This is a genomic window from Flavivirga aquatica, assembly GCF_001747085.1.
GTDB classification, from domain to species: Bacteria; Bacteroidota; Bacteroidia; order Flavobacteriales; family Flavobacteriaceae; genus Algibacter_C; species Algibacter_C aquatica.
The window spans coordinates 577,110-592,382 of sequence record NZ_MDJD01000034.1 but is presented as its reverse complement, the minus strand read 5'-3'; the positions used below and the strand labels follow the sequence as shown (position 1 = coordinate 592,382).

Below are 15,273 nucleotides of genomic sequence, written 5' to 3'. Positions count from 1 at the left end.
ATCGATGAAGTGAATATAATTGTAGGTTTTTTTAGCTTTTTGTTATATAATTGCAGATATATAATGACATAGGGAGTTGTTAATATTTAATTTGTTGAATGTTAAGGTTTTATTATTTAATTATTATTTTTTTTAATTAAGATCCAGATCGTTTTTTTCAACGTATATGTAAACTAAACAAGAATAATTTTGTCGTTTTATCGTTTAAAATCGTTTTTTATCGATATTTTTTTTGCCTATACGGTGCGTTTTATCGAAAAAAACACTCTTTTAAACGATGATTCAAGAATAATTTTTGATATTTAAAAAATATAATCACTCTCAAAATTACAATTACCATGAAAAAGATTTTTAAGAACATGTTATTAGCTCTAATGTTAATGATATCAATGCTGTCATGTAATAAAGAAGAATTATTTGCAGAACCAACTTTAGAAGTTGTAGACCCCAAAGAAGATCCTGATGAGGAAACTGATACAAACTTACCTTGTAATTTTACATTAGATAATGTAGAACCTAATTCAACTATTATAATTGATTGCCTTTTAGATTTAAAAGGACAAACAGTTAATCTTCCTGCTAATGTAACTATTGAAGGAAAAGGAGGAGATATTATTAATGGAACTATTAATTTTTCTGAAGGTAATAATGTTATAGATGGTAACCTTTTAAGTTCTAATTTAACAATCACAGGAAATAGTCCTCATTTAAAAGATCCTGTATTTAAATTTAACCCTAAAAGGTGGGGGATAGTTGAAGGAGTTACGACTTCTGAAAATGCACAAAAAAATAATGATATTTTGGAGTCATCAATGAAGATGGCAAAAGAATTAGGAGTAACTACATTTCAAATAGATAAAATGGATGCTTATTTTGAAGTTAGTAAAGTTACTAGTACAACTACAAATAGAAATTTTTATCCTAGTGAAGAAGCTGTTAATGTACCATCTAATTTCACACTTAGTATGGGGGAAAATGTACACCTTAGAGTTCAACCTAATAGTAGTAGTGATTATGCTTTATTAGCGTTAAGAGATGTTTCTAACGCGAGAGTAGAAGGAGGTAATTTACATGGAGATAGATTAAATCATGATGATAGTAAGGGGGTAGGTAACTCTGGTCATGTAATAATGATTCATGGATCGAATAATATAGATATAGATAATGTTAGAATGATTAATGGTACAGGTGATGGTCTTAATATTAATAGTATAGGTTTTACTTTTGAAGCAGGATATATACCATCTAATAATATTAGAGTAACTAATAATACTTTAGATAGTAATAGAAGGAATAATATATCTATAACAGATGGATTTAATATTTTAATCGATAGTAATAATTTCTTAAATGCAGGAATTGATTTGCCTAACTCTAAAGGTGTAGCTCCTGGTTTTGGATTAGATGTTGAAGCTGTAAGAAGAAGAGATACCAATGGTGAATTTATTTTATATGAAAAAGCCTATAATATTACGTTAAGTAATAATATAGAAAAAGGTAGTAAATACGGAGCGTTTATCGTTGCTATAGGAGAAGATGTTACTATAGAAAATAATACTACTGAAAACTCAATTAACATTGCTGATGGTTCTGGAGTTAAAATATTGAATAATGAAATTACTGCAAAGCCTGGTGATACAGCTGGAGCAGGTATCATTACAGGTCATCCAGACTCTACAACAGCTTCAAATAACATTATTTCTGGTAATACAATTAATGGATATACAGTTGGTATAGCAGTATACACTAGAGAAAATGAAATTTATAATAATAAAATAATAAATTTTGTTACAGGAGTTCAGCCTAAAAACGTGAAAGATATTAATATCTATAAAAATACTTTTGAAAGTAATTTAAGTAATAGTGTTGGAATTTTTGGAAATATTACCTCAATGGATAATGTGAAAATTTATGAAAACAACTTTGTTAAAACTGGTAGGGAAGGTATTAAAATGGTAATGGTGAATAATGAAGTAGAAGAAAGTAATAATAAAGTTATTATCGATAATAATGATTTTAAACAATCTTCGATAACAATTAGTAGAACAAAAAATGTTGATTTTATAAATAATACTTCCAAAAAAATAAGTTTGCTAGACGCTCAATTAATAAACTTATATAAGAATACTATAGATGGAGACGGAAACCATGCTATTGAAATATTAAGTGGATGTAGGGATATTGATATTAGTGAAAATGTGATTTCAGTGACTGGGAATAACAATTGTGTCTATCAACCATTAGGTTCTGTAAATATTTTTATAGATAAAAATGATTGTTCAGGACAAGCAGCAAATTAGGTTTATATTCTATTAATTAATAGAACTTAAATTATAAAACCTCTAAAAGATTTACAGCTTTTAGAGTTTTTTTTGTTTTTAATCAATAGAATTCCCCGGCACTCTGTGTCGGGTGTAGCATAAAGATATGTATTTTCGAAAATATGAGTGAGCATATTTTAAAAAGTGATAACAAAAGTTTGTTGTTATATCATTTTTGTTTTTCCTATCAAATATCGAAGAGATGTTTTAATAAATGATGTCTATACGACTTTGAAAAAGATTTGTCAAGAAATAGAAAATCGATATGAAATTCATTTTCTAGAAATAGGATTGGATGATAATCATAGTCATTTTCTAATTCAGAGTGTTACAATGGTTTTCAGTAAAGAAAATATCGAATACTGTTAAAAGCATTAACAGCAAAAGAGATTTTTCGGTAGTATTTAGAAGTTTTTATGTCTAATATAAATTCGTAAATTGTATAATAAAGAAATATTTGCAAAATCAAGGAGTAAATGAGTCTAAGTACAAAATTGTTCACAAGAATCAGTTACGTTTATTTTGATGCCTCGTACGCTCTGCGTTGAGTAGTTCATTGGAGACAAATTAATCTCAAAATTTAAGCATTTGGAAGGGATGAAATTAAGAAAATGTTACCTAGTAATACTATCCTTGTCTTTTTGGAAATCTATAGAAAGAAAAATGGTACTTGATTTTTAACCCCAATGCCAACAATTTGATAAACCACTCCTTGAGTATCACTAAATATTTCGTTAGATATGGACTACCTAATAAATTTGGTACTATTTTTTATGCTACATTATTCATTTTTTTAATTTTCAATTCTAATTCTTTTTTTGCTGGCGTTTTATAATTTATGGCGGAATGAATTCTTACGTTGTTATACCAGTTTATGTAATCATTAATAATGTTAAAAGCCTGTAAAAAAGACGAAAACTTATATCTATTTGTGCATTCATATTTTAAAGTTTTGAAGAAACTTTCAGCTACTGCATTATCCCAACAATTGCCTTTTCTACTCATACTCTGCTTTATTTTAGGGTTTGATTTTAAAATAGTTACCATTTTATTAGAAGCGTACTGAGCCCCTCTATCTGAATGAAAAATATGATTATCGGTAATTTCTCTTTTCTTCCTAGCCATTAACCTAGTTACCCTAAACTTTTTACTTAAAATGCTTTTAAGTCCCATTTCCTTCATCAGGTATGCTATGTAAGACCTACTGTAACTAAGCCCTTCTCTTTCTAATACTTTCTGAATACGCAAACTCCCATATATTTCATTACTATTTTTATAAATACTCTGAATACGTTGTTTTATAAATTCTAATTTAGAATTAACACTTTTATTCTTTAGAGTTCTAAGCCATGAATAGTATGCATTTTTGCTAACCTTCATACACTTACACATCTTCTCAACAGGAAATATACTCTTGTGTTTTTTTATAAACTTATATCTTAACTGTCGCTCTTGGAAAAGATGCTTACCGCCTTTTTTAAGATATCACGCTCTAACTTTATTTCTTTCAACTCTTTTTCTAAAGCGCTAATCTTTAGTAAGCTCTCGTTGGACTCTTTAGGTACAGTCTTATGCTTTGGATCAAATTCTTTTTTCCACCTGTTTATAGAAGCTGAACTGACTCTATATTCATCAGATAAAGATTGAACTGTTTTACCTGTATTTAGTAATTCTACAATTGTAGTTTTAAATTCCTTGTCGTAATTGTTTCTTGGCATATTCCAAATTTAATTTATCATATAAATTTGTACCAACTAAAGTAGACATTCCAATAATACTATTATTTTTAGATGATTTAAAATTTCTAGAATTTGCTTAAAGTCCTTTAAATATAATTAATAGTATAAAGTGTTTATTTCTAATTTAATGGAGAGGAGATTAAGTATATATAATGTAAATAAGGGTTTAGAAAATTCCAAACCCTTATTCTTTTATTAAAGTTTTATAAAATTATTACTCTATAATAAACTTTTTATGGATTGTTTGGTCGTTATTATTAATTTTTAACATATATATTCCTGATTCTAAATCAGATACCGTTATTAATTTGTTTTTAAGCTGCCCAGTTTTAACTGTCTGTCCAAGCATATTAATTACCTGATAGGTTAATTGAATACTCTGATTAGTTTTAACAAATAATGTGCCCTCTTTAACTGGACTAGGGTAGACTGTAAGTGAAAATTCATCCTCACTTCCAAAAATATCTGTTCTTTCTCCAAATACAACCTTAGATGTAGAATTTACACAAGAAGTTTCATAAACTTTAATATTAGAGAATACAGAAGTATTGCCAGAACTAACATCGTTATCATTAATAAAAACTAATTTATCCATTGTCCCTGTATAAGAATCTCCAACTGGAATTACATACGTGGTAGTACCACTAGAATAATTATCATAATTAGTTATCCCATAATTTTGTGTGCCATAGAGTTTAAAATAGTTAGAAGGTGTTAATGAATTATCATTTTCAAACCCAATACCGTGAATTTCACCTTCTGAGGTACTATTAAATTCTAATTCAATAACAGTATTAGCAGTTATTTCATAAGGGAAATTTATAAACTTCCATGTATTATTTGTTAATGTTAAAGATGTGCCACCGTTTGCAACAGAAAATGTACCATCATTATCTTGATTAGAGAATGAAGATATTGAGTAATCATTGAAATTTAATGTATCACACTCATTTGCAGTAGATCCAGTTGTTAGCCCTAAATCGTCAATAGCAATATCACTTGACCAATTTGAGCCAGTTGTACCAACAAAGCGCAAGCTAATAGTTTGTCCTAAATATGAATTTAAATCTATGGATATAGAATTCCATTGATTTCCTTGATTTCCTGATAAAGACCATAGAGGTGCCCAAGAAGCGCCCGCATTTGTAGAAATTTCTAATTCTAATGATCCAACAGCTGTTCCATACATATGGTTTTGAAAAGTAAACATTGCACTGGATTCTGCAGATAAATCAAAACAAGGACTTTCTAAAATAGCTGTTGCATTTGAACCTATTGCTCCTGTGCTTCCATTTGATGAAGCTTCTATGAACATATAAAAAGAACCGTCTGCTCCCGAGCTTGGACCTGTATTACTAGATGGTGTTCCAGATGCATCATTTATCCAATTGCCATCATCTCCCGTTGCTTGTATCCATCCATCTCCAGACTCAAAACTTTCACTATAAGGAAAAGCATCTACTGTAGAAATACATGAAGTTGATGAACCGCTAGTTGTTGAGAAATTAATAGATGAACTATACTCAGAATTTGTTGAAGTACATTTACTGCGAACTTGAGCTTCGTAATCTGTTGATGTATTTAGGTTGTTTAAAGTTATAGATGTACCAGTTATAGCATTAGTAATCCATGCAGAAGTCCCAGCAACTCTATAGCGTACATCATAAGTTGCTCCCGATACTGCAGTCCAAGAAATAGTCGCATTTGTATCTGAAACATTTGATGAATTGACTCCTGTAGGAATAGTTGCGTTACAAACTGTAGGAGTGTCGGATAATCCTGAAATAATTAAAGAAAAATTTTGACTTCCTCCAATTAAAGAACCTTTATGTGTTACCGTAATGGTGTAAGTTCCTGATGCTCCAGTAATATCTACTCTCTCGTAAGGATCTACATTATTGTCTTGTTTTGAGCTTGTTGTAGGACCTGTTAATTTATAAGGAAAATAGGTGCTATTTCCTTGAGTAACTCTAACATCCAGATCATTAACAAGTACAGGAGTAGTTGAGTTTACTCTAGTAACAGCTGTCCCTGCTCTGTCTGTCCATGAAATTGAAGCTAATAATGGGTTAACTCCATCAGATTTTACTGTAATTGAATACGTTTGCCCCGATGTTAATGTTAATTCTTGAATCTTACTTTCAGTATCTTTCTCTGTTATAATTTCGGCTGCAGCTTTCACATTTAATAACCCCCACCCGTATACGGCATCAGGTCCCGAAGCACCTGCGTCATCAGCTGTATGAAGGGCTAACCCTTTAAGAGTTGCAGCTTTCATATAAGATCTGTGTAAATTATTATTATGTTGTTGTAATAATAATAAGGAACCAGTAACATTTGGAGAAGCCATTGAAGTGCCTGTAATGCTTGCATAATCATCAGTAATATTTCCATCTGCAAAATTAGTTCCGACAAAAGTATCATAACTCGCAAAATTAAATGAAGAGTACAATTGTGTTCCATTACCAGTAATATCTGGTTTTATACGCATGTCGTCTGTTGGTCCCTCACTACTTGAACTATTAATTGATACAGATATTAAGTTACCATTAGCATCAATATTGGCATCGTTAGCATTTGCAACCACTAAATTATTTTTTGAAGTAGAGTGTCCAGTTAGTTTATCCCAACCAGAACCTCCTGTAGGGTTATTATTCGCCGTATTATCATCACCGTCATTTCCTGCGGCAACTACCATTAAATAATTGGGAGCATTAAACATAATGTTATCCCAGTCTCGAGACTCGTCAATATAGCCTCCAAAATAATATTGAGGTAATTGTACTTGTCCTAGAGAGTTTCTAAAGGCAAAGCCATAAGAATGGTTAGATATCAACATGCCATTAGCCGTTGCCGATGCAGCCTCAGCTTTGTCATTATTCCAATCATACCCAATAGCTTGGGCTTGAGGAGCCATTCCTTCTGCATTAGCTACTAAACCAGAAGCTATAATTGTTCCTGTAACATGCTCTGCATGAAAATTAAGGGAAGATGTACCGTCTCCAATAGAAAATCTATTATTACCTCCACTTCCATCATATTCTTGATGCGCTCTATTAGCAACACCTCCATCCCAGACATAAGCAGTCATATTTTGCCCCATTAGGTTTAATCCTAAAGATCCTCCACTTTGTAGATGATTTGTTCTGGTAGAAACGGCTGCATCAATATTAAAAGTAGTGTAATAAATGGGGTTTTCGTTAACTATTCTTTGTAGTTCTAATATTCTACCATCTTTGGTAGTCATTTTTGTAGGTATATTGTTTTGCTTAGCAAATTCTATTGCTTTTTCTTTTTCAGAAGCTGCCTTTTTTTTAAGATTCGTTTCTAATTGTTTTAATTTTTGAATATTATACTCCTTTTTAATTTTACTAATCTCAAGTCTTGTTTGAGCAAAAAATGTTGATGTGATAAATAAGCAAAGTATTGTTAAAGTTAAGCTTATAGTTTTTTTCATTTTTAAATGATTTAAGGGTTGATGGAAATTTAATGTATACTTATAAATTTTGCAAAATAATTTGTAAATAGTGTTTTTTGTTATAAAATTATAACCATTTGAGTCAAAAGTATGAAAAAAAATGTAATCACTGTAAGTTTTTTACAAATAAATTCTTACAAATAAATTATACTTAAATTCTATCTTTTATATTGAAAGAATTAAATAAATAGGTTAAATAAAACGATTATTTATTAAAAAAGAGGAAAAAGGTATGCAAGCTGATGGGTATCATTACGGATTAGAAGATAACTGAAATATGGGCGAATTTTGTACATTTTTTAGGAAATAGAAAAAATCAAGAAGATTCAATATTAATGTTTGAAGCTAAATAAAAAATAGTATGATATTTATATAAAAATCGTTTTAATTATAATCTAAATTCTGATGCATGACGTCCAAGGTTAGTATTATTAGCTAATACTTGAAAAAGCATATGCATTTCTAATAAACATGTATTATGCCTGTTTTAATCTAAATGTTTCGATTCCATATTCGTACCTTTTGGAAAGGTCTCTTTCGGCTTTTCCAGATACTTTATAAACAACTTTATCTGAACAAATTTTGGCTCATTTTTGGTTAAAAATAAAAAGTCAAGATGAGTTCTTTTATAATTAACGTTTGACTATAATTTTTTTTCGAATTATGATGTTAGTAGGAGTGGTAAACCATAGTACTATTTACTATCGAAATACAATGTCATTTTTTTTAATAAGACTGAAAGGTTTTCCTTTTCAATTTTATTTAACATACTTATAGATTCGTCTGCTTCATTAAATCTAATTTCAATAGCCTTATCAATCAATTTTATCCCTTTTTTTGTCAAACTAGCATTTTTAATCCTGCCATCATTTGCATCAGGAGAACGGTATATTAAATCTAATTTTTCCAACCTATCTAATAAAGCTGTCATAGCACCAGATGTAATTAATACATCTTTCATTAATTGTTTAGGAGTAAGTTCGAAAGGCTTCCCAGAACGTCTTAAAGTTGCTAAAACGTCTAGATCTGTATAGTTAATGTTATTGTCCTGTAACGCTATACTGGCACTTTTTTCTAAAATTTTTCCTAATTTCAATATTCTACCAACTATTAACATTGCTGAAGCATCTAAATCTGGTCTTTCTTCTTTCCAATCAATAATTAAATTATCTAATAAATCCTTTTCGTTTGCTATCATTTAAATAAAAATTAATAAATATATCTTGATATCAAGATATATTTTGTATCATTGCTTAAGTTATCTTGATGTAAAGATAGTTTAAAAAGTAAATCAATTACAATTTTATGAAAGAAGAAGGGAATTATTTAACTATTTCTGTAAAACTATTGAGTATAATACTCATAGTGCTTTGCGTACAAAATTGTGTTTCAAAATCAGGAAATAAAGACGAAAAACACTCTAAAGTTTATGAACAAGGTTCTATTGATAAACCCGAGAGATTAGTAATAGCAATGGTAGAAGAGCTTATGAAATTACGAGATATACCACCAGGAATGTCAGTTGCTGTTGGTCTTAAAAACGAAATTATCTTTTCAGAAGGATATGGATATTCAAATTTAGAAACAAAAAAGCCAGTTACTCCCAAAACACAATTTAGAGCAGCATCCGTATCTAAAATAATAACAGCAACGGCATTGGCAAAATTGGTGGAAGATGAAAAACTAAATTTTAATGATTTAGTAAATAAATATATTCCAACATATCCTCAAACAAAAGACTCTGTAACCATTAAACAATTATCAGGACACCTATCCGGAATTCCTCATTATTCAGGTAATGATAAAATTGAAAATCGTCATTACGCTACTGTTGAAGATGCTTTAGGGGTTTTTTCTCATACGCAACTATTACATAAACCTGGCGATAAATACAAGTATAGTACTCATAGTTATACCTTATTATCAAGAGTTATGGAAAAAGCATCCAATAAAGATTTTCTTAGTCTTTTAGAGGATGATTTATTTAATTCTTTAGGTATGGTATCTACGGGTCCTGATATGCGTAAAAATCCTGGTGTAGAAATGACAGAACTATATAGTTTTAATGAAAAAGGAATGAATAAAGGACTTCCTATAAAAATCAACAATCCTGAAGACCCAAGCTACAAATGGGCTGGTGGAGGATTAATTTCCACACCGACAGATTTAGTAAGAATGGCGAATTCTTATATGAATGGGTTTATTAAAAAAGATATTATTGATATGATGTTCGAAACACAAAAGCTAAATTCTGGAGAGGAAACTGGTGTGGGAATAGGCTGGCGTCAAAATTGGGATATGGACAATCGAAAAGTATATGAACACGCCGGTGGTATGGGCGGTGCTCGTAGCATAATATGTCTCTTTCCAAATCAGAAATTAACTATTTCTATTATGGGAAATGCAAAAAGGCCTAGGCGTATAGAAGAAACTGCACATATGCTTGCTTTGCCGTTTTTGACATTACCTTCTCCTTCAGTTCAACCTAGAGGTGTTACTAAATTAAATATTACTATAAATAGTAATGGAGAAAAGATCAAAAAGCATGGAACCCTTATATTAGATGGTAAAAATGACCATCTTATTATAGAAAATGAGATAACCTATAAGCTCATCTATATGCAAAGAGAAAATAAATATGCATTAATACATCCTCACGGGATATTGTATACAGAAATCTCATTAGATAATGGTGTTATTTCTGGTAAAACGATGTATTATAAAAGTCCAAATATTACCAAACCATCAGAAGGTCTACCTTTATTTGAATTTAGTAGTGATTTAAAAATAGAAAACTAAAATAAGTATGAAAGATTGGTATGAAATAGAAGATATTGAAAAGGTTGATTCTCCTTCTATTATCTTATATGAAGAAAACTTGATGTACAATCTTCATAAAATAGTTTCTATGGTAAACGGAGATACTTCATTGCTTATGCCGCATATCAAAACAAACAAAATGCCGAAAGTAATAAGTGCTATGATTTCCTTAGGTATTAAAAAATTTAAAGCGGCTACCATTTCTGAAGCAGAAATTGCTGCTAGTGAAGGAGCAGATAGTATTTTAATAGCACATCAATTAGTCGGTCCAAAAATTGAACGTTTTTGTTCTCTATTTCGACATTTTTCTAATACTACTTTTTCTACAATCGTTGATAATATCGATTCAATTGAAAAGTTGAATAAAGAAGCAAGGAAGCAGATTCTGAAAATAGATATCTATATTGATATTAATAGCGGAATGCATCGTTCTGGCGTTGAAATAGGTTTTGAATTGGATAAACTCATTCAAGAAATACCAAAATTTACTTCACTTAATTTCGGAGGTATACATGTATATGATGGGCATTTAAGAGCTACTGATTTTCAAAAAAGAAAAAGTTACATAGAAAGTGAATTTAGGCCTATCAAAGTTTTATTTGATACACTAAAGCAAGCGTATCCAGATATAAAATTAATATGCGGAGGCACACCATCATTCACATCACATATAACTGAGGAGCATCGAATTACTAGTCCAGGAACTTGTGTGCTTTGGGATTGGGGGTATAGCGAAAAACTAAAGGAACAGGAGTATAAATATGCAGCTTTATTAATATGTCGCGTTATTTCAAAGCCTAAAAGAGGCATCATAACTATTGACCTAGGACACAAATCTGTAGGTTCAGAAAACCTTATTAACCAAAGAGTTAAATTTTTGAATTTAAAAAACTATGAATTAATTTCTCAAAGTGAAGAGCACGGAATTTTACAAGTGAAAAATTGGGAAAAGATAAAGGTTGGTGATGTTTACTATGGAATTCCATATCATATTTGTTCAACAATAAATTTACATGATGATGTATCTGTAATTTCAAAAGGAAAGAAAGTAGATAGTTGGGATATTACTGCGAGGAAAAGAAAAATTACTTTTTAAAGTATGGAAACTTGGCCTCAGAAAACTTTGGTCAAAATAATGTGCGGAAAGGCATAATTAATTAGGGGCATAGTTTACAACCAAAGTTCCATTAATTAGTCTATTTTCATTATCAATACCACTAAATACACCTTCTTGCTTTTCATTTTCATTTCTCAGAAAGTAGGTTTTAAAAAAAATACTCACGCTATCAAGAGCTATAATGCCCGAAAAGCTAAACCTAAAATTAACTATTGAGCCTTTGTTTAGTAATTCCAACTTATCTTTCTCGATATAAACATTTTCAGTTAAAGTAACAACCTGATAATCGGTTTCTAAAATTTTAAATTTTAAAGTTTCTTTAAAACCCTCATCAAATCTAAAAATTAACTCATAGGTACCAGGTAATTTACCATATAAAGATGCATAAGGGCTATGGTCTGATAATTCCAAAGCATTTCTAGGAACAAATCTATTGTTAACAATACGTTTATTTCTAATTTCCAAAGCAATATATGGAGGTATAAAAGCTGTTTTAGATTGTTCTTCCATAACCTTTTTGCTTTCGCATTTTTCAAGAATCGAACGTCCAGCTACCGTATTCGTGTAAATATCGAAAGTGCAATAAGTTCCTATAAGATAGTTTAAATGCGAAGGTGATTTATGTCCGATATAATATATCTCACTAGCTCCATCAATATACCTTCCTCCAGAAAGTGTACTGGTCTTTATTGTTATAGTATCTCCTTGACGCTTAATACTACCATTACTATAGTGCTCTCTATAAGTGCCATCTTCTAGAGGATAAATAAAAATATGTTGAATGGTTTTCCAATTATTTGATATTATAGTCTGTCCTTTTAAAATCTTGTTATGCTCTCCAAAATAGTAATTCAGGTAATAATAAGTTTTATCCTCTTCACCGCTGTAAATTAAGTCATATTGTTTTTCATATTCAATACTAGATACCTTATGGTCTTCAAGAAAATGTTTAAAATCATCATATCCTATATAATGCAATATGATGTCTTTATAATGTTGATTAATTTTAATTATTGGTTGACCTTTTTCAAAAGCTCTCGATTTATCATATAAGTATTTTCCGTTAATAAATTCAGAACCAATAGCTTCAAAATCTTTTTTTAGAGATGGCTTATCATCATTAAACGTACCATAACCATATAACTGCAATGCTTTAGGAAGCTTGACTAGCCTATGCTTATTCATAAAGGTTTCGTGTACTTTTTCTAATAATATTTTAAAATAATCAGAAGTTAGTACTATTGATAATGAGGAGGTTTTCAAAATTCCTATTTTAAAGATAAAATTATTAAAAATATTTTTAATAAGTAGAATTAATAATAATTAATATTTGATGCACTAAATTTATATTCAAAATAAAGTATTCATATTTAACTCAACTAATCATGAAACAACGTATTTTATTAATATTCTTATTTGTAACTACATTAACCTTTTCGCAAGTTGCAATCACAGGTAATGTTACGGACGCGCTTGGTGAACCACTTCCGGGGGCCAATATTCTTGAAAAAGGAACATTTACAGGTGTGGTTTCCGATTTTAACGGTAATTACGAAATTACTGTTTCCTCTGATAACACAATTTTGGTATTTTCCTATTTAGGTTATGAAACTCAGGAGGTCACAGTAAGCGGTTCCGCTCGTATAGATATAGAGTTAAAAGAGTCCCAAGAATCTTTAGGAGAAGTTTCCATTAAAGGATTTGCTGGCGTTATTGGTAAGTCTAGAAAACGAACCGAGTCCATTCAAACAACTCCAGAATCTGTAACAGCACTAAATTCGGAAGGTATAGAAAAAGCAGGTGTTACAGACATTAGTTCTTTTTCAGCCTTAGTGCCAAACCTCAAATTTAATTCGGCACAAGCCGTAGGACTGAATTTCATCACGGTTAGAGGTATACCACAAGTAAGAGGAGGAGATGCTCCATTGGCTTTTGTAATTGATGGCGTTACAATTCCAGACCCAAGTTTATTAAGTCAGGAGTTATACGATTTGGCATTGGTTGAAGTCGTAAAGGGTCCACAAGGAGCTTTATATGGGAAAAACGCTATTGGTGGAGCAATTAATATTTACACCAAAGAACCTACCAATAAGATGTCTAACAAAATAACGCTTGGCGTTGGTAATGGCGGGAACTTACAAGGACAATTTGTGTCTTCTGGAGCGATTTCTAAAGACAAGGTTTTTTATCGTTTTTCTACACAATACAAGACTTTTGATGGTTTGTTGACAAATGAATTTCTTGATAAAAAAGTAGATTTCTCTGAAGATTTTAACATTAGAGGACAGGTTAAAGCTAGATTATCTGACAAGTTCACAATCTCAGGAGCCTTTCAACATTTTAATATAGATGGAGGAGCAACATATTATTCGGTGAATCCAACAGGTTTTGATGGGCAGTTTCCAGGTGGTGTTTTAGATCCAAATCCTACTGATGGCAATAATGTTATCGTTGCAAATATTTTAGGACGTTCGGATATGAAAAATAATTATGGCAATTTCAAAATGGACTATAATTTAGGTACTGTAAAAATTCAGAGTATTACATCCTTTAATAGAGTAGAACGATCTACAAATGGCGATTTAGATTTTTTAAGCCTTGATGGATTAACACAAGGTGAGGAAATAACAACGAAAACATTTAACCAAGAGTTAAGAATCAATAATACAAACACAGATACAAAATTCGATTGGAGTTTAGGTGGTTTTTATCAGAACATCAAAAAGGATGTCTATCAAAACGGAACTACTGGAGTGGATTTTGATGGAGCACCAGATTTTTATGATACAGCGGATTATGTTAATGAAACCAAAACTATAGCTTTATTTGGGTTTGGAGATTATCAACTAACTAGTAAATTAACGGTTTCTGCTGGTTTTAGATATGATATAGATAATTTTACTCAAGAAGATTTTTTATTTGTAACAAATTCAGATAGAGATAATAACGAGTTTCAACCCAAAGTGTCATTATCTTATCAAGTATCGAAAAAAGCACTTTTATATGCAAATTATGGCAGAGGTTATAGAAATGGAGGTTTTAATGCAGGTGCTACCGATTTTTTTGACAAAAGTTTTGACGACGAAATATCAGACAATTATGAAGTAGGTTTTAAAACAACGACTTGGAATGACCGTCTAATCTTTAATGGTTCTGTTTTTAGTTCTAGAATAAGAAACCAACAACAATATATTTTAGACCTTACGACGTTTATAGCAGGTGTTTATAACTATGATGAAACTAAAGTCTTTGGATTTGAGCTAGAATCTCGTGCGAGATTATCCAAATACTTTGATGTATTTGCAAATTTTGGATTAGCAGATGCTGAGATATTAGAAGGAGGAACAACAGGTGGTGCTGATGGTACAACAACCAATAATTCAAATTATAATGGAAACAAAGTACCATTCGTACCTGTAAGTACTTTTAGTATTGGCTTAGAGTCTTCATTCAACCTTACAGATAGTGTGAAGTTTAATGGATTTTTAAACCTCGATACAACAGGTAAAACGTATTATCATGAAAGCAATTTAGATATTCATACCACAGATGCCTATTCATTACTGGATGCACGTATTGCATTTACATACAAAAACTGGAAACTGGATATTTGGGGTAGAAACCTTACAGATAAACAGTATTATCAAGAGTTTTCGCCCGGAAAGTTTGTTGGAAGTCCTGACGATGTAGCTTGGAGAGGACAACCATTAACCATAGGAACTTCAATTTCAGTAAAGTTTTGAAATTAATTTTATATTAATTATTAGAGTTGATTGATTGATAAAAGGGAGCAAATAT

Annotated in this window: 8 protein-coding genes and 1 pseudogene; 5 read left to right on the top strand and 4 right to left on the bottom strand. The window is 30.6% G+C overall.

The window, feature by feature from the left end; translation table 11 throughout:
• The first annotated feature begins 338 nt into the window (after positions 1–338).
• Positions 339–2,300, top strand: a complete 1,962-nt coding sequence (locus tag A8C32_RS08690) for a right-handed parallel beta-helix repeat-containing protein (protein ID WP_083253295.1) — start codon at positions 339–341, stop codon at positions 2,298–2,300.
• Between the two features lie 165 nt (positions 2,301–2,465).
• Positions 2,466–2,690: a transposase gene (locus A8C32_RS21465; protein WP_083253294.1), complete on the top strand. Its 225-nt coding sequence runs from the start codon at positions 2,466–2,468 to the stop codon at positions 2,688–2,690.
• Positions 2,691–3,092: 402 nt separating this feature from the next.
• On the opposite strand, the pseudogene A8C32_RS19905 reads toward A8C32_RS21465, so the two are convergent.
• The 3 genes and pseudogenes from A8C32_RS19905 to A8C32_RS08670 form a co-directional block, all read right to left on the bottom strand.
• Positions 3,093–4,039: pseudogene (locus tag A8C32_RS19905) on the bottom strand (integrase core domain-containing protein).
• 235 nt (positions 4,040–4,274) lie between these two features.
• Entirely contained in the window at positions 4,275–7,517 is a 3,243-nt protein-coding gene (locus A8C32_RS08675) for a S8 family serine peptidase (RefSeq protein ID WP_069830034.1), read from the bottom strand.
• A gap of 715 nt (positions 7,518–8,232) precedes the next feature.
• On the bottom strand, positions 8,233–8,736 hold the full coding sequence (locus A8C32_RS08670) for a MarR family winged helix-turn-helix transcriptional regulator (protein ID WP_069830033.1): 504 nt from the start codon (positions 8,734–8,736) through the stop codon (positions 8,233–8,235).
• Between the two features lie 107 nt (positions 8,737–8,843).
• On the opposite strand from A8C32_RS08670, the gene A8C32_RS08665 reads away from it, so the two are divergent.
• Together A8C32_RS08665 and A8C32_RS08660 are read left to right on the top strand one after the other, a co-directional pair.
• Positions 8,844–10,337, top strand: a complete 1,494-nt coding sequence (locus A8C32_RS08665; protein ID WP_069830032.1) for a serine hydrolase domain-containing protein — start codon at positions 8,844–8,846, stop codon at positions 10,335–10,337.
• A 7-nt stretch (positions 10,338–10,344) separates the two neighbouring features.
• Entirely contained in the window at positions 10,345–11,454 is a 1,110-nt protein-coding gene (locus A8C32_RS08660; RefSeq protein ID WP_069830031.1) for an alanine racemase, read from the top strand.
• A gap of 57 nt (positions 11,455–11,511) precedes the next feature.
• On the opposite strand, the gene A8C32_RS08655 is transcribed toward A8C32_RS08660, so the two are convergent.
• Positions 11,512–12,738: a hypothetical protein gene (locus A8C32_RS08655; protein ID WP_069830030.1), complete on the bottom strand. Its 1,227-nt coding sequence runs from the start codon at positions 12,736–12,738 to the stop codon at positions 11,512–11,514.
• 122 nt (positions 12,739–12,860) lie between these two features.
• Between A8C32_RS08655 and A8C32_RS08650 the strand changes: the two genes are divergently transcribed.
• Positions 12,861–15,218, top strand: a complete 2,358-nt coding sequence (locus A8C32_RS08650; protein ID WP_069830029.1) for a TonB-dependent receptor — start codon at positions 12,861–12,863, stop codon at positions 15,216–15,218.
• Positions 15,219–15,273 lie beyond the last annotated feature (55 nt).